This is a genomic window from Lentzea sp. CA-135723, from assembly GCF_050936595.1.
Taxonomy (GTDB): domain Bacteria; phylum Actinomycetota; class Actinomycetes; order Mycobacteriales; family Pseudonocardiaceae; genus Lentzea.
This window is the reverse complement of record NZ_JBNJMK010000001.1, coordinates 7,166,599-7,186,844: the sequence shown is the minus strand read 5'-3', so window position 1 is coordinate 7,186,844 and position 20,246 is coordinate 7,166,599. Positions and strand designations below refer to the sequence as shown.

Here is a 20,246-nt window from a genome sequence, read left to right as displayed (position 1 = left end):
GTCCAGGCCTCGGCGATCGACCTTCGGTTAAGAAAGTTTCCTAATAGTTCGCAGCAGACTAGCCGCCCAAACCGGACATCACCAGCCCTCAGGCGGCTCCAAAAACGACGAGGAGAGGTCCCGCGTCAACGACAGCGCGCGTTTGACCCACGTGGACGTCGCACCCGCCAGACCGCACGTCGGAGTGGGCAGCGCCTTCTCGGCGAGGATCGAGCGCGGGAAGCCGAGGCGGTCGGCCAGGGTGAACGCCCGCTGCCCGACGTCCTTCAACGTCACCGGCGTGCCGGGGTCGAGGCTCGGCACCAGCCCGAGCGCGAGCGTCGTGCCCGCCTCCCAGGTCTCGCCGATCTCGTCCAGCGCCTCTGCACCCTTGATCAACGTCGCGTCGAACGCGATCGCCGTGGCGCCTGCTTCACGCAGCAACGTCAACGGCGGGTGCGGCGCGCAGCAATGCACCATCACCTCGTGGTCGCCCAACGCCTCGATGACCGTCGCAAGGACCGCACGAGCGTCCGGACCGGGCACCGCGGGCACGGTGCCGAGCTTCGACGGCGTCGGCAGCAGGCCCTGCAGCACGGCGGGCAGGCCCGGTTCGTCGAGCTGCACGACGACCTTCGCCCTGGTGCGCTTGGCGACCTCGGCGGCGTGCTGCCTCAGCCCCTCGGCGAGCGACTCGGAGAACTCCTTGACGGCGCCGCGGTCCGTGAGCACCCGATGGCCGCGCATCAGTTCGATGTTGGACATGAGCGTCCACGGCCCGACGGCCTGCACCTTGACCGTGTCGGGCGTGGCGCCCGCACGTTCCAACGCCTCGTCGAACGCGTCGAGGTCGCCGCGCAACAGGTCGACGGCGCGCCGGTGGTCACGGCCTGGCCGCGGGTTCACGCGGTAGCCGGAGGTGATGACCTCGATCGCGAGGTCGACCAGCAGGCCGGCGGTCCGGCCGATCATGTCCGCGCCGACACCCCGGCCGGGCAGTTCCGGCACGTGCGGCAGCTCCGGCAGCTCGCCGACGACGATCCTCGCCGCCTCGTCGATGTCGGTTCCGGGCAGCGATCCGATTCCAGTTGCTCCACGCACCCGCTGAATTGTTCCACTGTCCGGCGGACAGAAGAGGTCTAGACCCATTGACGCTATGGTCTAGGCCACTTACCGTGATTGAGCAGGCGCTGAACGTGCGGGCGCCTCCCTGTACGTGGTGCAGGACCGCGACGCGCCCCGTGGTCCTGCACCACTCCCTTCCTCCCCTGCCGGAAGGACACCTCTGATGGCTCGCTTTGCCGTTTTCGCCGCCGGGGCCGCCACCGCACTGGTGGCAGGACTCGTCGCCATCGCTCCCACCGCCTCGGCCGCCGGCGAGTCCGCCGCGTTCAGCCAGGACTCCTCCTGGGGCTCCGGCTACCAGGGCAAGTTCACGATCAGCGCCGGTTCGACCGCGCTGACCGGCTGGAAGCTGGAGTTCGACCTCGCCGGCGCGACGCTCGGCTCGTACTGGGACGCCACGGCGACCAGCAGCGGCAACCACCACACGTTCACGAACCGCGAGTACAACGGCAACGTCGGCGCGGGCGCGTCGACCAGCTTCGGCTTCCTGGTGAGCGGCTCCGCGTTGCCCACGAACTGCAAGCTCAACGGCGTTCCGTGTGGCGGTGGTGGTGGCACGACGACCACCACCACGACGACAACGACCACGACAACGGGGCCGACCACCACCACGACGTCCGATGTGCCGCCCACGCCAGGTAGCGCACTCGTCGCGCCGTACATCGACATCACGATGCCGTCGCCGTCCCTGATGGACGTGGCCAACGCGACTGGCCAGAAGCACTTCACGCTCGCGTTCGCACTGGGTTCCTCGGCGGGCTGCGACCCGGCGTGGGGCGGCACCGTGCCGTTGAACGACAGCCGCATCGTGAACGACGCACGGGCGTTGAAGGCCGCGGGCGGCAGCGTCATCGTCGCGACGGGCGGCGCCATGGGCCCGTACCTCGAACACGTCTGCACGTCCGTTGACTCGCTGTACAACGCCTACGTGAAGGTGCTCGACGCCGTGGGCTCCAACAGCATCGACGTGGACGTCGAGGCCACCATCCCCCAGGCCACGGTCAACGCGGCGCTGAAGAGGCTCCAGGACGTCCGCAAGACCACCGTCAGCTACACGATGCGCATCCAGGGCCAGGACTACGGCATGGACCCGTACTCGGTCGACGTGCTGAAGGACGCGGCCGCGAAGGGCGTCACCGTCCTGGTGAACCCGATGCTGATGAACTTCGGCTACACGGGCAACTGGGGAGACGCGATGGTCGCCGCCTCCAACGCCACCCTCGGGCAGATGCGCGGCATCTGGCCGACGAAGACCGACGCGCAACTGAAGGCGTTGCTGGGTCTCACGCCGATGATCGGACGCAACGACACGGGTCCGACGACGACGCAGGACGACGCACGCAAGGTCATCGCCTTCGCCAAGGCCAACAAGGTCGGCCGTGTCGCGTTCTGGTCCGCGGGCCGCGACAAGGGCTGCCCCGGTGGCGGCGTGTCGCCGACGTGCAGCGGGATCTCGCAGGCCAACTGGGAGTTCACGAACCTGTTCAAGACCTACACGGGCTGACCCGACCGTCCGGGTTCTTGCCCGCCGCGCGAAATGCGGTGGGCAGGAACCCGGACGCACGTGCACGATCCAGCCGTGGACGTTGACGCACGACAGGCCGTGGTGACCGCGTTGCTCAGGCTCGCGGTCAGCTCTGACTGCCAGGACAGGGCCGACGCCGGACGCGGTCTGGCGAGCTTCACCGACGTCCCGGCCGCCCGCCGAAAGCTCCTGGACCTGGTGCTGGACGCCGCGGACACCTCCGTGACCGACGAGACGACCGAGGCGCTGGTCCGCCGTGGCGACGCCGAGACGTTGGCCATCGTCTGCGCCGGCGCCGCGCGGGCCGGCGACGACCACGTCGACCACCTCTACACCACGCTCTGCTCGACGCTCGTCGTGTACGAGAGCGAACGGGACGCGGCCGTGGCGACGTGTCAGGCCCTCGTGGACGACCCCACCAGGGACGAGGACACCCGAAGCGGTGCCGCGGCCGTCATCGCGGCGCTCACCGAACTCCGCCCCGTGCTGCTCCTCGCGAAGAAGTCTGACCGGCCATGAAGTACACCGTCTCGATCGAGATCGCTCTACCGCGCGAGAAGACGGTCCAACTGCTCGCCGACCCCGCGACCATGCCCCTGTGGTTGCGGGGTCTGGTCGTGCACGAGCCGGTGAGCGGGGTGCACGGCGAGGTCGGCACCAAGTCTCGGGTCGTGCTGAAGATGGGGCAGCAGGAGTTCGAGGCCACCGAGACCATCACCCGGCGCGAACCGCAGGACCTGCACGACATCCCCGCGGACAGCGTCGTGCACTTCGAACGCGAGATCGTCGGCAAGGGCATGTGGAGCGCCAACCGCGACCGGCTCACCGAGGCCGGGCCGGAGACGACGCTCTGGGAGCAGGAGAGCGAGTACCGGTTCGACGGCGTGATGATGCGGCTCGTGGGGCTGTTGATGCCCGGCTCGTTCCGCAAGCAGTCACTGGTGCACATGCAGGACTTCAAGGCGTTCGCCGAGCACGGAACTGATGTCCGGGACGCCTAGCTGAACGAAGGCCGTTGCGGGAACGTGTGTCCCGCAACGGCCTTCTTCACTTCATCAAGGCGCTCAGCAGGAGCTGCAGCATCCGCAGCCCGGACCCGTGCACCCGCCGCAGCAAGAACAACCACCCATCGTGACCACCTCCGATGTTGAACGATCATGCATTCGGACAGTAAGGCGACCCGAACGCTGCGTGACACCACCGCCAGGGTGATTACGCTGCCACGAATGAATGGTCCTGCTGAGATGTTGGCCGCGGACAAGGCCTCGACCGGCCTTGGCATAGCTCCGATCGAGCTGCGCGACGGCTACGCGCTGCTGCGGATGACGGTCGCGGCGAACATGATCAACGGCCACGGCATCGCGCACGGCGGTTACCTCTTCCTGCTCGCGGACACGGCGTTCGCGTGCGCCTGCAACAGGGCCGGGTCCGTCACCGTCGCCGCCACGGCCGAGATCGACTTCATCCGGCCCGTGCACGAGGGCGACGAGCTGGTGGCGGAGGCGGTGGAACGGACCCGGTTCGGCCGCAGCGGCATCTACGACATCACGGTCAGGCGTGGGACCGAGATCGTGGCTGAGTTCCGGGGACGTTCGCGGACGCTGAAGGATCAGACGCCGCGCGCCTGAGGCCGACGAACTGCAGGACGGCGAACCCGAGCACGGCGAGGCCCTGGGCGAGCACGAGTGCGACGCCCATGTCGGTGAGCGGGAACCACTTCAGTTCGGCGGTGAGAACGCTGTCGAGCGCCCACACGGCGTTTCCGATGATGACGAGCAGCACGATTCGGCGGTCCGGAACGGCGCGGGTCCCCAAAGCGAACACGCCGATCCCGTAAACCACGCAGAAAGCACCGAGTCCGATCTGCCAGCCGACCGGAATTCCCACCTCCGGGCGGATCAGGAGGGTCAGCAGGCCCAGGCTGACGGAAGCGACACCGTCGAGTTTCAAGGCGAATTTCAACATGGCCCGACTGTGGCCGCCGCGACGCTGCCAAAGCCACGCTATGCGCTGCCAACTCCTGCCATCAGGTCCGCCGCGACCAGGCGCGCGGCGGCGTTCTGCCAGTTGTGGAGGGTTCGTTCGGGCACCTGCGTCACGAACCACTGCAGGGCGCGGCGGTCCTCGGCGTCGAGGTCCTCGCGCTTGGTCCGGACCGAGTACGGCCGGATTCCCTTGACGTAGTAGAAGTAGACGGCGTTGTAGTAACGCCATTCGTCGCTGGTGCCGAACTCGCCACCGGCGGGCTTCAGCCGTTGAATGCTGGCCAAGAGCATGCTTTTGAGCTGCGCGGCCCGGTCCAGCGGCGGTCCGTCCTCGGTCAACGCGATCAACGGGCTCGCGACGAGCTTTCCGAGATCACCGTAATGGCTCAAAGCCTTGCGGGTGAGCTTGGCGAACTCCGCCTCGTCCTCGGTCACCAGCGGCCGCCGTTTGGGCAGCGACTCGACGGCTTCGCGCAACGAGGCCCGTTCGGCGGCGACCGCGGGCACGGCGAGGCGGTCGACCACCGACGCCAGCGGGTTCGCGAGCACCTGGACGGCGATCGCGGCGGCCACGGTCGTGAACACGAGCAGGTCCGGGCCGCCGAAGAAGATCACCTGCGACCCGAACAGCACCGCCGTGAATCCCGCGATGACCAGCGAGCGCAGCATGTCCGCGCGGATCGCCTCACCCTCTTCGACGGCGTCGGTGATGGCGACCAGCACGCCGAAGATCACGACGTCGACCCCGAGCGACGGCAGCGTGATGGCGTCGGGAAGCAGACCCAGCAGGAAGGCGCCCGCCGAGAGCCCGAACATCACCCCAACGAGTGAAAAGTAAGCACGTTTTCTTATGGCTAGGACGGTGACTGTGGCCAAAGGAAGCAATACGACCCATGGGACGAAGAACGAGGCCGCGAAGAACGGCACCACCGCCCAGAGCCACCAGCTGATCAACTCGGGACGGGCGAGCAACACGATCGCCCCCGTCCAGGCGAGCGCCGGCACCCCGATGACCACGGGATGTGGCACGACGACGGCGGCCGAATAGCCGATCATGCCCACGCCTGCCCACCACAGCAGCGGCTTGCGGGGGTCGCGAGCGAGCAGGTACAGACCCAGCCACCAGGCGAGGCCGGAGACCAGCAGCGATAGGCCGAACACGGGTCAAAGCTAGCCCTACCTGCAAAACTAATCTTCATGCCGGTAGAGCTGACGCTCCACAAAGCGGCCGAGGAGATGCGACGAGGCGACCTCGCCAGCGTGCTTCGCGCACGTCAACGCATCGCCGGGCTCGTCGGCACCTACCCGCAGCGGCTCGACCTCCGCGAACGCCTGGGCGAGGTCTACCGGGTCCTCGGCCAGCCCGCGCAGGCCGGCCGGTGGACGTACCTCGCGGAAGAGCGCGACCCGGCCGAGCTGGAGGCGTTCGAACGCGCCTACCGCCGGGCCGAGGCACGCCTGGTCGCGCTCTCCTGGCAGGGCCGCGTCGACGAGGCCCCGACCGAGACGGCCCGCACGCGCCTCGCGGCCCTCTACTCCGAGGCGCGGCTGGAGATCCAGCACGAGCTCGACGCCACCCCGAACGAGGAGACGTCGTGGGGTGCCTGCCTGATCGTGATGGCGGGAGGCACGTTCTTCCTGGTGTGTTTCCTGCTGGGCATCGTGACTCTGGTCCAGTTCTTGTGGAAGCTGGTGTCATGAGAACGTTGTCGCAGTACGTCCGCCGCACCCCGATCATGCGCACCGCGGTGGACGGCCGCCCGCTCGTGCTCAAGCTGGAGCACCTGCAGCTCACCGGCTCCTTCAAGCTCCGCGGCGCCGTCAACACCCTGCTGGCGCTGAACGCCTCCGCGGTCGTCACGGCGTCCGGCGGCAACCACGGCATCGCGGTGGCCCAGGCCGCCCAGCTCCTGGGCGCGCACGCCACCGTCTTCGTCCCCGTGACGGCTCCCGAGCCGAAGACGCGCCGCATCGAAGCGTTGGGCGCCAAGCTGATCCGGCACGGCACCACCTACGCCGAGGCCGCGACGGCCGCCCGCGAGCTCGACCTCCCGTACGTCGAGGCCTACAACGCGCTGCCCGTCATCGAGGGTCAGGCCACGGTCACCCAGGAGATCGTCGAGGACGCCCCCGACGTCGACACGATCTTCGTCGCGGTCGGCGGAGGTGGCCTGGTCGCCGGGGCGGCGCTGGCGTCGGGTGGACGCCACATCGTCGCCGTGGAGCCCGAGAACTGCCGCGCCATGCACAACGCGCTGGAAGCCGGCGAACCCGTCGACTCCGTGGTGAGCTCGATCGCCGCCGACGCGCTGGGCGCCACGCGCGCCGGTTCGCTGTCGCTGGAAATCCTCCAGCGCCACCACGTTTCGTCGAAGCTCGTCACGGACGACGAGATCCTGGCCGCACGGGATCGGCTGTGGGAGGAGTTCCGGATCGCGGTCGAACCGGCGGGCGCGGCGGCGTTCGCGTCGTTCCTCAGGGGCGACGTGACGACTGAGCTGCCCTGCGTGCTCCTGTGCGGAGCGAACTCGGAGTGGCGTCCCAGCTAGAGCGGCGGAACCGGCGCGCACCGAGCCTGCGCAACGGCGACACCACCCACACCGGCATCTCGTCGCGACGGGCCTGACCGTTCAGCTTCCGCCGCTCGGCCGGGCTGACGAAGCACCGAAACGCGGTGCGAGCCCGCGCGGCGAGGTCGAACTCCGTGTCAATGAACGTCACACAGCGAACGCTAGATCCGCTTCCCGTGCCCTACAAGCGATTTAGCTCGTCGCGTCGATCGTCGCGCTGGCCAGCACGACGTCGCCCGCCGCGTCCTCGCGGTAGATCGCCACGGCCTGACCGGGCGCGACGCCCTTCAACGGCTCCCGCAGCTGCACCTGCAGCACCCCGTCGACCAGCTCGGCGACGGCCGGGGCCGTGCCGCCGTGCGCGCGCACCTGGGCGACGCACTCGACAGGTCCGTCGATCGCCACGTGGGCGACCGGCGAGGAAGCGGAAATCCCCGTCACGGCGAGCTTCTCGACCGCGCCGACCCGGACGTTGCCGGACACCGGCTCCAGCGACAGCACGTACCGCGGCCTGCCATCAGGAGCGGGACCGTCGAGGCCCAACCCCTTGCGCTGCCCCACGGTGAACTCGTGCACGCCCGCGTGCCGGCCCAGCACCGCACCGGTGGCGTCGTCGATCAGCAGGCCCGGCTTGGTCTCCATGCGACCGGCGAGGAACTTCTGCGTGTCGCCGTCCGGGATGAAGCAGATGTCGTGGCTGTCCGGCTTCTTGGCCACGGACAGGCCACGCGACGCTGCCTCGACGCGCACGTCGTCCTTCGTCGTGTCGCCCAGCGGGAACATGGCGTGCGAGAGCTGCTCGGCCGTCAGCGACGCCAGCACGTACGACTGGTCCTTGCCCAGGTCGGCGGAACGGCGCAGCTCGGGACGGCCGCCGACCATCTCCAGCCGCGCGTAGTGGCCGGTGCAGACGGCGTCGAAGCCCAGCGCGATCGCCTTGTCCAGCAACGCCTCGAACTTGATCCGCTCGTTGCAGCGCAGGCACGGGTTCGGCGTGCGGCCCGCCGCGTACTCGGCGACGAAGTCCTCGACGACCTCTTCGGTGAAGCGCTCGGCGAAGTCCCAGACGTAGAACGGGATGCCCATCAGGTCCGCGGCGCGACGGGCGTCGTGCGCGTCCTCGATCGTGCAGCAACCACGGGCGCCCGTGCGCAACGTGCCCGGCTTCGCCGACAACGCGAGGTGCACGCCCGTGACGTCGTGTCCCGCTTCGACGGCGCGCGCCGCCGCCACCGCGGAATCGACACCACCGCTCATCGCCGCGAGGACCTTCACTGCTTGACCACCTTCCGGGAACGCCTCATACCTGCCAGACCCGCCGTGCGGGCCCTCTCCACCACCGGTCCGATGACCGACACCAGCTTCTCGACGTCGGCGTGCGTCGACGTGTGCCCGAGCGAGAACCTCAGGGAGCCGCGGGCCAGCGACGGTTCGACGCCCATCGCCAGCAGCACGTGCGACGGTTGCGCGACCCCGGCCGTGCAGGCGGAGCCCGTCGAGCACTCGACGCCGCGCGCGTCCAGCAGCATCAGGAGGCTGTCGCCCTCGCAGCCGGGGAACGTCAGGTGTGCGTTGCCGGGCAGGCGGTCCACCGGGTCGCCGTTCACGATCACGTCCGGCACGACCGCGCGCACGGACGCGATCAGCTCGTCGCGCAGCGCTGCGATCTCCACGGCACGAGAAGCCTGTTCCTCGACGGAGATCCGCACGGCGCGGGCAAGGCCGACGATCGACGGCACGTCCAGCGTGCCGGAACGCACGTCGCGTTCCTGGCCTCCGCCGTGCATCAACGGCGTGGCCTTCACATCACGCGCCAGCAGCAGCACGCCCACGCCGTAGGGGCCGCCGACCTTGTGGCCCGTCATCGTCAACGCCGAAGCGCCCGACTCGGCGAAGGACACCGGCACCGCGCCTACGGCCTGCACCGCGTCCGTGTGGAACGGCACACCGCGTGCGGCGCACACGGCGGCGATGTCGTGCACGGGGTTGATGGTGCCGACCTCGTTGTTCGCCCACATCGTGGTGACGAGCGCGACGTCGTCGTCCAGGGCTTCCTCGACCGACGCGGCGGACACCCGGCCGTGGTGGTCGGTGGGCAGCCAGGTGACCTCGGCGCCCTGCTGCTCCAGCCACTCGACGGCGTCCAGCACGGCGTGGTGCTCGACGGCGGAGGCCAGCACGCGCCGGCGGCCGCTCGCCCAGTAGATCCCCTTGACCGCGAGGTTGTCGCTCTCCGTGCCGCCGCCGGTGAAGAGCACCTCGGACGGCCGGGCGCCCAGGGCGTCGGCGATGTTCTCGCGGGCCTCCTCGACAGCGCGCCGCGCCCGCCTGCCGGAGGTGTGCAGCGACGAGGCGTTGCCCGTGGTGGACAACGCCTCGGTCATGGCCGCGACCGCCTGCGGGTGCATGGGGGTCGTGGCCGCGTGGTCGAGATAAGCCATCAGGACTCAAGGGTAGCCCGCATGCGGGGCCCGGTCAGAATCGCTCCCACCACGGCCAACGCCGCCATCGCCAGGTTGAGCACCACCACGCCCGCGGTCGGCGCCGTCGCCACGACGAGCACGCCGCCGAGTCCGATCATGGTCGCCGAGAAGAGCATGTCCGAGATCTGCAGCGCGGCGGAGTTGAAACCCCGGTCGGCCTCGGGTGATGCGGCCATCATCAGCACGCCGACGCTCGACGTCGCCATGCCCATGCCCGCTCCGGCGATGGCCCACAGCGCGGGCGTGAGGACGGCGGGCCCCCAGGTGGGTGCGATGAGCGTCACGGCCGCGATGCCCGTCGCACTGAACAGGAACCCGGTGCGGACGAGCGTGTACCGCTCGATCTCGGGGTGCCGCGACGCCCACATCGACGCGCCGGCCCAGCCGAGCGCGCTCAGCGTGAGCGGGATGCCCGCCTCCAGCGGCGAGTAGCCGTGCACGACGGTCAGCGTCAGCGGGATGAAGCCCTCGACGGCGAAGAACGTGCCCGCGAGCAACCCGCGCGCGAGGATCGTGACCGGCAGGCCGCGCCGTGCGATGAGCGTGCCCTTGGGCAGCAGGATGCGCAGCGCGGGTGCGAGCAGCAGCAGCGACGCGGCGAGCATCCACCACGTGCGGTGCTGCAACGACCAGCTGAGGCCTGCCACGCCCAGACCGACGGCCACGGCGGCGAGGGGCAGGTGCTTGCGTTGCGGTGGCGTCTCGGCGTGCGGCGGAAGCTTCCTGAGGACGGGCACGAGCAGCACGCTGCCGAGAAGCACCAACGGCACGATGGCGAGGAACACCAGCCGCCACGTGAACTGCTCGGTCGCCCAGCCCGCGACCGCCGGCCCCACCAGCGACGGCACGACCCAGGCCGCGGACAGCGCGCCGAACACCGCCGGCCGGTCGGCCTCCGGGTAGACGAGCGCGATCAGCACGTAGACCGCGACGATGAGGAACCCGGCGCCGAACCCCTGCAATACCCGGCCGGCGAGCAGCACCGCCATGTTCTCGGCGACACCGGCGACGACCAGGCCCGCGAGGAACAGCGCGACGCCGATCAGGATCGCGGGCCTCGGCCCCCTGCGGTCGGAGAGCCGTCCGGAGAAGACCGTCGCCATGACGCTCGCCGCGAGGTTCGCGAGGAACGGCCACGCGTACAGCGCCTCGCCCTGGAGTTCGCGGACCATGGTGGGCATCGCCGTGCCGACCCCCATCGCCTCGAAGGCGAGGAGGGTGACCAGCAGCAGGATGCCCGTCGTGGGCCAGCGGCGTTCAGGCGACCAGAGGCGTGATGGTGCGGGCGCGGTGAGAGTCACCTGTAGATGGTGCAATCTCCAGTTCGGTCGAGGTCAAGCGGTTTGATTGCTCTTCGGCAAGTTTCGCCAGCTCGCGACGAGTGGCGGCACGGCCGGGAGCGATCTCGTCCAACACGTGGACCTCGACGACCAGATCGCGGACCTTCAGCACCCGGCGGATCGAGTCGACCAGGGTGTCGCTGCCGATGAACGCGGGCTGCGTCGTCAGGTGCTCGCCGATCCGGTAGCGCAGCACGATCGGCCGCACCGGCACACCGGCGTCCAGGGCGGCCTGGAACAGCGCCGGCTTGTAGTGGCCGGACGCGAGCCCGCACCACGTCGTTCCCTCGGCGTGGATGCCGACGGCGCTGCCGCCGCGCAACGTCTCCGTGAGCTCGCTGACGGTCCGCGGCAGGTCGCGCAGCTTCTCGCGGTCGAGGTAGACCGTTCCGGCCGCGGTGATGATCGGGCCGAGCACCGGCCAGCTCTTGATGTCCTTCTTGGCGACGAGCTTGATCGGCTGCACCGAGTCGATCGCGAGCTCGTCGAGCCACGACACGTGGTTGCTCGCGACGAGCACCCCGCGCTTCGGCACCGCCTGGAACTTCCGCGCGCCGTGCACCTCGAGCCGCACGCCGAACGCCCGCAGCACGGCGTGGAACCACAGGCGCACCACGCTTTCGCGCTGCTTGCTGGGCAGCAGCAGCGCCAGCGCGATCCACGCCCCGCACAGGATCGCGGTGACCGCCGTGACCGCGCGCCAGGTCTGCCGGAGCTTCCCGACCTCACCCGGCGCGTGGCCGACACACCCGTCACCGCACGGCGACGAAGGCATCCAGGCGTGACTCATGACGTCTCCCCCAGGAAGAACTTCAGATAGCGCTGGTCCACGTGGTCCATGCCGAGCAGGATGAAGAGGTCCGCGACGCCGAAGTCCGCGTCGAGCGCGGGGCGTCCGCAGATCTTGGCGCCGAGCCGCAGGTAGCCCTTGAGCAGCGGCGGCACCACGGTCTTCGCCGGCCGCGCGATGGCGTCGACGTCCCACGGGTTGTGCGGCGTGACGCGGTACTGCTCGGGCGCGTAGTGCTTGGCGTGCACCGTGTCCCACACACCGGCGGCGAAGCTGCCACCGTCCTGCAGCGGGATCGAGGCGCACCCGACGAGCCACTTGTGGCCGCTCAGCAGCATGTAGCGGGCGATGCCGGCCCAGACGAGGCTGACGACGGCGCCGTTGCGGTGGTCGGGGTGCACGCACGAGCGGCCGGTCTCGACCGTGGAGCTGCGGATGTCGTTCAGGTTCGTGAGGTCGAACTCGCCGTCGCTGTAGAGGCGCCCGGCCTCCCGCGCGCGCTCCGGCGGCAGCATCCGGTAGCCGCCGACGATCTCGCCGGTGCGGTCGTCGCGGACCACCAGGTGGTCGCAGTGCGCGTCGAACTCGTCGACGTCGTGGCCGGGCACGCTGGTGTGCAGCGTCGCCCCCATCTCACCGGCGAACACCTCGTAGCGCAGTCTCTGCGCGGCGACGACTTCTTCGCTGTCACGGGCGACGAGAAGGGAGTAGCGGGGGGCGTCCTTGTCCTGCTGGACAGGGGTGCTGACAAGCAGTTCCGGCTGCGTCATGCAGACCAGGGTGAAGCCGGGTTGGCGAATGACAGCAGGTCAGAACGATGTCCGGTCAGTGGCAGGTGGGTTAACCCCGGGTAGTCCGTGCCACTGCCAGGGTGATATGGGCGGAATCCGGTTGCGAGACGGTCACAAGTGCCACGTTCCGGCCTGTTTCAGCACATCATGCGCCGCACAGCGACCGGAGGGCCACGCGCCGGTTCTCGCCGACGAGCTGGAACTCGGCGTCGCCCGGCACGCCCGCGTCCACGAACTCCACCGCGAGTGTCCGTAGCACGGCGGGGAAGTCGACGTCGCCCCAGATCGCGATGTCGAGGTTGCCGCCGGCCTGCCCCAGGCCGGACACGGTCACTGATAGCAACGGCGTGGCCGCCGCCTCGCGGGATTTGCGCCGTCCACCTGAGAAACGGCGAACGGCCGCCCCCATCGAGGTGGGACGGCCGTTCGGTCCGTGAGCCGAGTGGTGCTCAGCCCTTGCGCTTCTTGACCTCTTCGGTCAGCTGCGGGGCGACGTTGAACAGGTCGCCCACCACGCCGAAGTCGGCGATCTCGAAGATCGGGGCCTCGGGGTCCTTGTTGACCGCGACGATCGTCTTCGAGGTCTGCATGCCCGCGCGGTGCTGGATCGCACCGGAGATGCCCAGCGCCACGTACAGCTGCGGCGAGACCGTCTTGCCCGTCTGGCCCACCTGGAACTGGTGCGGGTAGTAGCCGGAGTCGACGGCGGCGCGCGAGGCACCGACGGCGGCGCCGAGCGAGTCCGCGAGCTCCTCGACGGTCGAGAACTTCTCGGCCGAGCCGACGCCGCGGCCACCCGAGACGACGACCGAGGCCTCGGTCAGCTCCGGGCGGTCGCCACCGACGACGGCCTCCCGCGAGGTGACCTTCGCGGACTTGGCGGCGTCCACGGAGATGGAGACCGACTCGTCCAGCACGGCGTCCGCCGCGGACTCCTCGGACTCGACGCCGCCGGGGCGGACCGTGATGACCGGGGTGCCCTTGCTGACCTTCGCCTTGACGACGAACGCGCCACCGAAGATGGACTGCACGCCGGTGCCGTCGGCCTCGACGTCCACGACGTCGACGAGCCAGCCGGAGTCGATGCGCACGGCGAGACGGCCCGCGACCTCCTTGCCCTCGATCGTCGCGGAGACGAGCACCGCGGACGCGTTCGGGGCCAGGGCGGCGAGAGCGTCGACCTTCGGCGTCACCAGGTAGTTGGCGGCGTCGTCGGACTCGACGGCGTAAACCTTCGCGGCGCCGTACTTGCCGAGCGACTCGCGGATCTTCGACGCGGTGCCAGCGGCGCCCACGACCACTGCGGACGGGGTGCCCAGGCGACGCGCGGCCGTCAGCAGCTCGTAGCTGACCTTCTTGACCTCGCCGTCGACGTGGTCGACGAGAACCAGTACCTCAGACATGTCTTCCCCTCCCTCAGATGAGCTTCTGGCCGACGAGGAACTCGGCGATCTTGGCACCGCCGTCGCCACCGTCCTCGACGCGCTGACCCGCGCTGCGCGGCGGCTTCGGCGAAGCCTCCTGCACCTGGGTGTACGCGCCGGACAGGCCGACCTCGGAGGCGTCGATGCCCAGGTCCGCCACGGTGAGCGTGGAGACGGGCTTCTTCTTCGCGGCCATGATGCCCTTGAAGGACGGGTACCGCGGCTCGTTGATCTTCTCCGTCACGGAGACGACGGCCGGGAGCGAGGCCTCGAGGAACGCGACGCCCTCGTCGGTCTCGCGCTCGCCCTTGATCGTCGTGCCCTCGACGGTGACCTTGCGCAGCTGGGTGACCTGCGGCAGGCCGAGCAGCTCGGCGAGGATGGCCGGGACAGCGCCCGCGCGGCCGTCGGTCGCCTCGTTGCCCGCGATGACCAGGTCGACGTTCTCGACCGTGCCGATCGCCTTCGCGAGGACCTTCGCCGTCGCCAGCACGTCCGAACCGTGCAACGCCTCGTCGTTGACGTGGATCGCCTTGTCGGCACCCATCGACAGCGCCTTGCGGATGGCGTCGGTGGCGCGGTCGGGACCCATCGCGATCACGGTCACCTCGCCGCCGTGGGCCTCCTGCAGCTGCAGGGCCTCTTCGACGGCGCGCTCGTTGATCTCGTCGAGCACGGCATCCGCGGACTCGCGGTCAAGGGTGTGGTCGGCGTCGGTGAGCTTGCGCTCGGACCAGGTGTCAGGCACCTGCTTGACCAGGACAACAATGTTCATAGGTCCTCTTCGACCTCCTGCGGACGGGCGGCGACGCTTACGCAGAGGACTTTAGAACTGCGCCGCCGGGTGTTCACGACCCTGCCATCACCCGGATGTTACCCGCCAGTAGCTCCCCTGCAAACAGGAGCAAGCACCCCGCTAGCGTGACAGTTATCACCCGTTAACGCCACCAACTGAGACTTAACCCATTCGAGGGACTAGGCTGCGCTGACATGTACCGGCGAGTAGCGATCGTGACAGACTCCACCGCTTGTCTCCCGGCGCAGCTGACTGATCGACTCGGCATCGAAGTGGTGCAGATCCAGGTGCGGATCGGCGACCACACCGACGACGAGTCCCGCATCCCGGTCCCCGACCTGGTCTCGGCCATGCGCTCGAACGTGCCCGTGGCGACGATCCCACCGGATCCGAACGCGTTCTTCTGGACGTACAACGAACTTGCGGCGCAAGGCGTTCGCTCGATCGTGTCCGTGCACGTGTCGAGCCGCCAGTCCGCGACGGTGGAGGCGGCCCGCGAGGCCGCCGCCAAGGTCCGCGTGCCGGTGCACGTGATCGACACGCACACCTGCGGGATGAGCATCGGCTACGCCGTCCAGGCCGCAGCCAAGGTGGCAGAGGCGGGCGGCAGCGTGGAGAAGGTGCTCGCGACCGCGCAGCGCCGTTTCGACAGGTCCACCGAGCTGATCTACGTGGACACCCTCGAGTACCTGCGCCGAGGCGGCAAGATCGGCGCGGCGGCCGCGATGGTCGGCGGCATGCTGTCCATGAAGCCGCTGCTGACCATGGCCGACGGCCAGATCACCCCGCTGGACAAGGTGATCGGCGCGGACCGCGCACTCAACCGCATGATCGACATCGCGATCAAGCGCGCGGGCACCGACACCGTCGACGTGGCCGTGGAGCACTTCGACGCCGAGGAGAAGGCCTCCCGCCTGCTCCGCACGTTGCGCCGCAAGGTCCCCAACGTCCGCCAGTTCATGCTGACCCAGGTCAGCTCGGCCATCGGAGCCCACGTGGGCCCCGGCGCGCTGGGCATCACGGTTTCGCCGGTGTGACCCTCGGGAACTCTCGGGACGGTTTCGTCCGTTGAAATGGACGTAACGGACACCTGGAGGACCGATGGCCGGCTTCATGGACAAGATCACCAGGTTCCTGCGCAGCCCGCAGGGCCACAAACTGCAAGCGAAGGCACGGCAGATGGCGCAGGACCCGCGCAGGCGCGCGCAGGCCGAACAACTGCTGCGCAAGCTCCGCAGCAAGAAGCGCTAACGCCCGAACAACGCGTTGAGCTCGCCATAAGCAATGGCGTCCTCAACGCTGCCGTAAGTGCCCTTGGTCAGCATCTCCTCCGCTGCCCGCCTGGCAACGGCGTAGGCGGCCTCGGCCACCGCAGAGCCGAGACTGACCCGCGCCACGCCCGCCCTCGCGAGTTCGCCGACGGCGGGCGAGCCAGGCCCCACCAACACGTTGAGCGGCACCGCAATCCCCTCGGCCAGCGCCGAGATCGTCTCGATGTCACCCACCCCGGGCACGAAAACACCGCTGGCCCCAGCCTCAACAAACCTCTTCGCCCTCACGAGCGTCCGCTCGAGCCGGTCAGCCGGATCCCCGACCTGCCGCAGGAACGTGTCGATCCGAGCGTTGACGTAAATCCCGGGCGCAGCCTCCCGAGCAGCCGCATACCGCTCCGCCTGCTCCTCGACATCCCGTTGCCCAGCACCAAGTCCGTCCTCGAGGTTGACCCCGGAGGCCCCGGCCTCGGCAACGGCCCGCACCGTCTCCCCGACCTCGGCGGCCGTGTCCCCGAACCCGGTCTCGATGTCGGCGCTGACCGGAACCCGCACCGCCGCAACGATCCTGGCGACGAGATCCACAGCCCGCTCCCGCTGCAACGCGTCCCCGTCAGGCGCCCCAAGACTCCAAGCGACACCAGCACTGGTGGTAGCGACAGCCTTGGCCCCAGCAGCCTCAACGACCAGCGCGGAGGCGACATCCCAGGCGTTGGCGAGGGCCAGCGGCCCAGGCCGGTGGAGAGAGTGGAAGAGCTCGGTGCGATCCGTGGCGGAAGTCATGATCGATTGATATCAGCAGGCAGGGCAGGAAGTCCGGCGAGAATCGGACACGAACCGACGACTTTCCGACATGGCAGGACCCGACGGCAGGCTGACGCAGGGGTCCCCTCGGATGTCGGCTCCCCCGCGACCCAACGTACCGAGAGGGTCTGACACTCCGGAGGTGTCAGGCGAAGAGGAGGCGGGACAGGGGCGAGGCAGGGGCAGGGCGAGGCGGGGCGGGGCGCGGCGCGGCACGGCGCGGCGAGGCGAGGCAGGGCGCGGCGCGGCAGGGCGCGGCAGGGCGCGGCAGGGCGCGGCAGGGCGCGGCAGGGCGCGGCAGGGCGCGGCAGGGCCAGGCGGGGCGCGACAGGGCAAGGCGCGGCAGGGCCAGGCGCGACAGGGCCAGGCGCGACAGGGCCAGGCGCGACAGGGCCAGGCGCGACAGGGCCAGGCGCGACAGGGCCAGGCGCGACAGGGCCAGGCGCGACAGGGCCAGGCGCGACAGGGCCAGGCGCGACAGGGCCAGGCGCGACAGGGCCAGGCGCGGCGAGACGGGGCGCGGCAGGGCGAGGGCGAAGCCGAGCGAGGCGCGCACACAACCGCAGTCGTCAACGCAGGCCGACCACGCACGCAGGTCAGGCGCGCGCTCTCAACCGGTCAGCCGTCGACGCAAAGCCGACCACCTACGAGGCCTGGTACGCGATGCCGTAGGCGAGCCCGAACGGGCTGATCCCACTCCGGTCAGCGGTCGGACCCATCGATTGCGATTGGGGCTTGACTTTGGGTGCGAGGTGCTACCACTAGTGGCTCGGCCGGGCCTCTTTTCAGCCCGGCCTTTTCCGGTCCGACAAGCGCCTCGCAAGGGCCCCGAAGTCAAGCCCCAATCGCCACCCCCAGGCGTTCGTCACGACCCGCGCGAACACCCTCGCAACCGCAGCCCAACCAAGCGAACGCGACCCACCCCCGCCACAACAGGAACCCCAAAACAAAACCGGTACCAGGACGTCAGTTGCTGCCAGCCTTCCGACGAACCTCGTCGAACGTCCTCAAATACCGCTGCCGGAAGTCTTCCCGCTCAACCCAGGTCGTCTGCTCAACAGCCTGAGGCCGCGCAGGCGGCGGAAGCGCAGTCTCCACAACAACTTCCGGCGCAACCTCGACCTCGGCCTCAGGCTCCTCGACGGGCCCAGGCTCCACAACCACAGGCTCCGGCTCCTCAACCACAGGCTCAGCCGCAGCCTCGACCACCTCAACCACGGACTCGACCACCGGCTCGACCTCGACCTCAGTCTCGACCGCAGGAGCCTCACCCACCGGCTCAGCGAACACCGCCAAAGCCGGCTCCACCTGAGGCAACCCCACCACGGGGTTGCGGTGGATCGGCCGGGAGTCGTAGTCGGCGTCGACCGGCTCCACGACCGCGGGCTTCTTCACCCACGTCCGCGAGTCCGCCTCCACCGCGGGCGCCACCGGCTCATCCGCCGACGCGGCATCCTCGCGGCGCCGCACCAGCACGTACATCAGGGCCGCCCCCAACGTGAAGGACAGCACGCACAGCCCGAAGACGATCCCGACTGCCCCTGCCATTGCGAAGGCTCCTAGCTGACGAGGACGTCGATCTGCGGTCCGAAGTCCGAGGGCGGCCCCCACACCGGGTCCACGATCACCCGTGTCGTGAAGGACTTGTCCACACCTTGTTCTGCCAGGTACTGCCGCAGCAGCCCGGCCCGTTCCATCGCGAGGACGTCGCAGCGGTGCGAGGCCGTCTCGCCGTTCCACGCGTGCGCTACCAGCGTGACCGCGCCCGAGGAGTTGCGCAGCAGGCTGGCCAGGCTTCGGCGCACGTCCTCGCCGCGGCCCACCAGCGATGCGGTGCCCGGTGCGAAGGTGATGCCCTTGACGTCGTGCGACGAGAAGAGGCTGCGCACCGCCTCCTGCGCCACCGTGGCGGACAGCAGGACCGGTGCGGCGGGTTCCATGCGCAGCGGGCCCACGAAGTCCGCCACCGGCACCGGGCCGGCGTGCACAGCGGGCACGGCGGGTGATGACGACAGGGCGGTTTCCAGTTCGTCGCCGTAGACGGAGAAGCCGAACGCCGTCACGGAGGCCGGCACCATCAGGGCGCCTACTACGAGCGGGACCCATCGCTTCATGACGCCGCCACCTGTTCTGGGATGTGCACGGGCGCGACGCGGTCCGCCGCGGCGGACAGGGCGGCGCGGGCCGCGGTCAGCTGGGAGTGGACCACTCGCTTGAGCTCGTGCAGTTCCTCGGTGCGGTCGGCGACCTCTGCCAGGCGGCGGGCGGCTTCGCGGGACGCCATCTTCACCACGAACTCGGACCTGGCGCGCGCCAGCGACTCCTGCTCCTGGAGGTGCTGGGCGACCTCGTTGCGGCGGCGGGTCATGGTGAGCTCGAAGAACTGCTGGGCCTTCTCGCGCTTGCGCTCGGAGTCGGCTTCCAGCGCGTTGCACTGCAGGGCGGTCTCGCGCAGGAGGCGGTCCGCGTCGGTCTGGGCCTGTTCGACGGCCTCGGCGCACTCGCGTTCGACCTCGTCGGCGCGCTGGCGGTGCTGGGCCTCCAGGTCGCCGTTGCGGCGTTCCATGTCGAGCTCGCGGCGTTCCATCGCGGCGGTGCGGGTGGCGCAGTCCTGACGCACGGCGTAGAGCTCGGACTCGGCCTCGGCGCGCATGGCCGCGGCCTCGCGTTCGGCGTTGTCGCGCAGCGCCGTCACCTCGGTGTCGGTGCGCTCGCGGAGCTCGGCCACCTCCACGTCGGCGCGCCCGCGGAGTTCGACGCACTCGCGTTCGGTCTGCAGGCGCATCTCCGCCGTCTCGTCCTCGGCGAGGCGCAGCATGCGGTGCATCCGTTCGGTGGCACTCGCGTGCGAACCCGAGGTGGTCTCCAGGCGTTCGATCCTGGCGCGCGCCTCGTCGAGGTCCTGGCGCGTCATTTCCAGGAGCTTGCGCAAATCGGCCGCCTGCGCCAGCGCTTCGGCCCTGTCGAGGCTCGTGAAGCGCAGCTGCTCCTCGAGATTCTCGATGTGCTCGATGACCTGACGTCGGTGAAAACCTCGGTAGACAACGTCAAAACCGGCGTGCAGCGGAACTAGTTCCTGCTCTTTTGCACCCATGGTCACCTACTCACTCAACCGGGCTGAAGATTGTGCGAGCTTACCCACGGTCGATGGTCACAACCAGCGTCCAAAGTGGACGAAACGGCATGACGTAACACGTGGAATAACGGTGTCTTCCTGCGTAAACAAGAGCTCCCTAGATCAACAACGCAGAGTGTCCAGTCACCCGATTGTGTCAAGTACGGCGCCATTCCGGGGTGTTCACTCCGTGCGTTCGCCGTGTACGGAAAGCAACCGCGCAGGTCGAGATCACACGAATTGCCTTC

At 69.4% G+C, this 20,246-nt stretch carries 24 protein-coding genes; 8 read left to right on the top strand and 16 right to left on the bottom strand.

Annotated features, from left to right (window positions below):
* Window positions 1-78: 78 nt before the first annotated feature.
* Complete coding sequence (locus ACQEU1_RS33690; protein WP_433210397.1) at window positions 79-1,128, bottom strand: methionine synthase; 1,050 nt, start codon at window positions 1,126-1,128, stop codon at window positions 79-81.
* Window positions 1,129-1,267: 139 nt separating this feature from the next.
* Here ACQEU1_RS33690 and ACQEU1_RS33685 point away from each other — a divergent pair, with 139 nt between their 5' ends.
* The 4 genes from ACQEU1_RS33685 to paaI all read left to right on the top strand — a co-directional run bounded on the left by ACQEU1_RS33685 (window position 1,268) and on the right by paaI (window position 4,257).
* Window positions 1,268-2,608: a glycoside hydrolase family 18 protein gene (locus ACQEU1_RS33685; protein WP_433210393.1), complete on the top strand. Its 1,341-nt coding sequence runs from the start codon at window positions 1,268-1,270 to the stop codon at window positions 2,606-2,608.
* 75 nt (window positions 2,609-2,683) lie between these two features.
* Entirely contained in the window at window positions 2,684-3,148 is a 465-nt protein-coding gene (locus ACQEU1_RS33680) for a hypothetical protein (protein WP_433210391.1), read from the top strand.
* Window positions 3,145-3,630 carry an SRPBCC family protein gene (locus ACQEU1_RS33675; protein WP_433210389.1) on the top strand — a complete coding sequence of 162 codons (486 nt, stop codon included), beginning with the start codon at window positions 3,145-3,147 and terminating at the stop codon, window positions 3,628-3,630. Before ACQEU1_RS33680 ends, ACQEU1_RS33675 begins: the two co-directional genes overlap by 4 nt.
* A gap of 225 nt (window positions 3,631-3,855) precedes the next feature.
* On the top strand, window positions 3,856-4,257 hold the full coding sequence (paaI, locus tag ACQEU1_RS33670; RefSeq protein ID WP_433210387.1) for a hydroxyphenylacetyl-CoA thioesterase PaaI: 402 nt from the start codon (window positions 3,856-3,858) through the stop codon (window positions 4,255-4,257).
* Here the strand turns inward: paaI and ACQEU1_RS33665 are convergent.
* On the bottom strand, window positions 4,181-4,594 hold the full coding sequence (locus ACQEU1_RS33665; RefSeq protein WP_433210385.1) for a hypothetical protein: 414 nt from the start codon (window positions 4,592-4,594) through the stop codon (window positions 4,181-4,183). The two genes, paaI and ACQEU1_RS33665, sit on opposite strands and share 77 nt — an antisense overlap.
* Before the next feature lie 38 nt (window positions 4,595-4,632).
* Complete coding sequence (locus ACQEU1_RS33660) at window positions 4,633-5,775, bottom strand: hypothetical protein (protein ID WP_433210383.1); 1,143 nt, start codon at window positions 5,773-5,775, stop codon at window positions 4,633-4,635.
* 36 nt (window positions 5,776-5,811) lie between these two features.
* Here ACQEU1_RS33660 and ACQEU1_RS33655 point away from each other — a divergent pair, with 36 nt between their 5' ends.
* On the top strand, window positions 5,812-6,315 hold the full coding sequence (locus tag ACQEU1_RS33655) for a DUF6584 family protein (RefSeq protein WP_433210381.1): 504 nt from the start codon (window positions 5,812-5,814) through the stop codon (window positions 6,313-6,315).
* On the top strand, window positions 6,312-7,163 hold the full coding sequence (locus ACQEU1_RS33650) for a serine/threonine dehydratase (protein ID WP_433210379.1): 852 nt from the start codon (window positions 6,312-6,314) through the stop codon (window positions 7,161-7,163). Before ACQEU1_RS33655 ends, ACQEU1_RS33650 begins: the two co-directional genes overlap by 4 nt.
* A gap of 213 nt (window positions 7,164-7,376) precedes the next feature.
* Here the strand turns inward: ACQEU1_RS33650 and mnmA are convergent, their stop codons facing one another.
* From mnmA to ACQEU1_RS33610, 8 genes are all read right to left on the bottom strand, one after another.
* On the bottom strand, window positions 7,377-8,459 hold the full coding sequence (gene mnmA / locus ACQEU1_RS33645; RefSeq protein ID WP_433210377.1) for a tRNA 2-thiouridine(34) synthase MnmA: 1,083 nt from the start codon (window positions 8,457-8,459) through the stop codon (window positions 7,377-7,379).
* Window positions 8,456-9,625 carry a cysteine desulfurase family protein gene (locus ACQEU1_RS33640; protein WP_433210375.1) on the bottom strand — a complete coding sequence of 390 codons (1,170 nt, stop codon included), beginning with the start codon at window positions 9,623-9,625 and terminating at the stop codon, window positions 8,456-8,458. Before ACQEU1_RS33640 ends, mnmA begins: the two co-directional genes overlap by 4 nt.
* Window positions 9,625-10,968 carry an MFS transporter gene (locus tag ACQEU1_RS33635; RefSeq protein ID WP_433210373.1) on the bottom strand — a complete coding sequence of 448 codons (1,344 nt, stop codon included), beginning with the start codon at window positions 10,966-10,968 and terminating at the stop codon, window positions 9,625-9,627. The genes ACQEU1_RS33640 and ACQEU1_RS33635 overlap by 1 nt, the downstream gene beginning before the upstream one ends.
* On the bottom strand, window positions 10,925-11,797 hold the full coding sequence (locus tag ACQEU1_RS33630) for a lysophospholipid acyltransferase family protein (protein ID WP_433210371.1): 873 nt from the start codon (window positions 11,795-11,797) through the stop codon (window positions 10,925-10,927). The genes ACQEU1_RS33635 and ACQEU1_RS33630 overlap by 44 nt, the downstream gene beginning before the upstream one ends.
* On the bottom strand, window positions 11,794-12,567 hold the full coding sequence (locus ACQEU1_RS33625) for a GNAT family N-acetyltransferase (RefSeq protein WP_433210369.1): 774 nt from the start codon (window positions 12,565-12,567) through the stop codon (window positions 11,794-11,796). The genes ACQEU1_RS33630 and ACQEU1_RS33625 overlap by 4 nt, the downstream gene beginning before the upstream one ends.
* Window positions 12,568-12,733: 166 nt before the next feature.
* Entirely contained in the window at window positions 12,734-12,922 is a 189-nt protein-coding gene (locus ACQEU1_RS33620; RefSeq protein ID WP_433210367.1) for a hypothetical protein, read from the bottom strand.
* A 115-nt stretch (window positions 12,923-13,037) separates the two neighbouring features.
* Window positions 13,038-13,991: an electron transfer flavoprotein subunit alpha/FixB family protein gene (locus ACQEU1_RS33615; RefSeq protein ID WP_433210365.1), complete on the bottom strand. Its 954-nt coding sequence runs from the start codon at window positions 13,989-13,991 to the stop codon at window positions 13,038-13,040.
* A 13-nt stretch (window positions 13,992-14,004) separates the two neighbouring features.
* Window positions 14,005-14,787, bottom strand: coding sequence for an electron transfer flavoprotein subunit beta/FixA family protein (locus ACQEU1_RS33610; protein WP_433210363.1), 783 nt, complete (start codon window positions 14,785-14,787; stop codon window positions 14,005-14,007).
* Window positions 14,788-15,002: 215 nt separating this feature from the next.
* Here ACQEU1_RS33610 and ACQEU1_RS33605 point away from each other — a divergent pair, with 215 nt between their 5' ends.
* A complete protein-coding gene (locus ACQEU1_RS33605; protein ID WP_433210361.1) occupies window positions 15,003-15,845 on the top strand; it encodes a DegV family protein in 843 nt (280 codons plus the stop codon).
* Between the two features lie 64 nt (window positions 15,846-15,909).
* A complete protein-coding gene (locus ACQEU1_RS33600; protein WP_433210359.1) occupies window positions 15,910-16,059 on the top strand; it encodes a hypothetical protein in 150 nt (49 codons plus the stop codon).
* Here ACQEU1_RS33600 and ACQEU1_RS33595 read toward each other — a convergent pair.
* From ACQEU1_RS33595 to ACQEU1_RS33575, 5 genes are all read right to left on the bottom strand, one after another.
* Window positions 16,056-16,862 carry an isocitrate lyase/PEP mutase family protein gene (locus ACQEU1_RS33595; protein WP_433210357.1) on the bottom strand — a complete coding sequence of 269 codons (807 nt, stop codon included), beginning with the start codon at window positions 16,860-16,862 and terminating at the stop codon, window positions 16,056-16,058. The two genes, ACQEU1_RS33600 and ACQEU1_RS33595, sit on opposite strands and share 4 nt — an antisense overlap.
* Window positions 16,863-17,028: 166 nt before the next feature.
* Complete coding sequence (locus ACQEU1_RS33590) at window positions 17,029-17,439, bottom strand: hypothetical protein (protein WP_433210355.1); 411 nt, start codon at window positions 17,437-17,439, stop codon at window positions 17,029-17,031.
* A gap of 410 nt (window positions 17,440-17,849) precedes the next feature.
* Window positions 17,850-18,431, bottom strand: coding sequence for a hypothetical protein (locus tag ACQEU1_RS33585; RefSeq protein ID WP_433210353.1), 582 nt, complete (start codon window positions 18,429-18,431; stop codon window positions 17,850-17,852).
* An 11-nt stretch (window positions 18,432-18,442) separates the two neighbouring features.
* Window positions 18,443-18,997, bottom strand: a complete 555-nt coding sequence (locus tag ACQEU1_RS33580; protein ID WP_433210351.1) for a hypothetical protein — start codon at window positions 18,995-18,997, stop codon at window positions 18,443-18,445.
* A complete protein-coding gene (locus tag ACQEU1_RS33575) occupies window positions 18,994-19,977 on the bottom strand; it encodes a hypothetical protein (RefSeq protein ID WP_433210349.1) in 984 nt (327 codons plus the stop codon). Before ACQEU1_RS33575 ends, ACQEU1_RS33580 begins: the two co-directional genes overlap by 4 nt.
* Window positions 19,978-20,246: the final 269 nt, after the last annotated feature.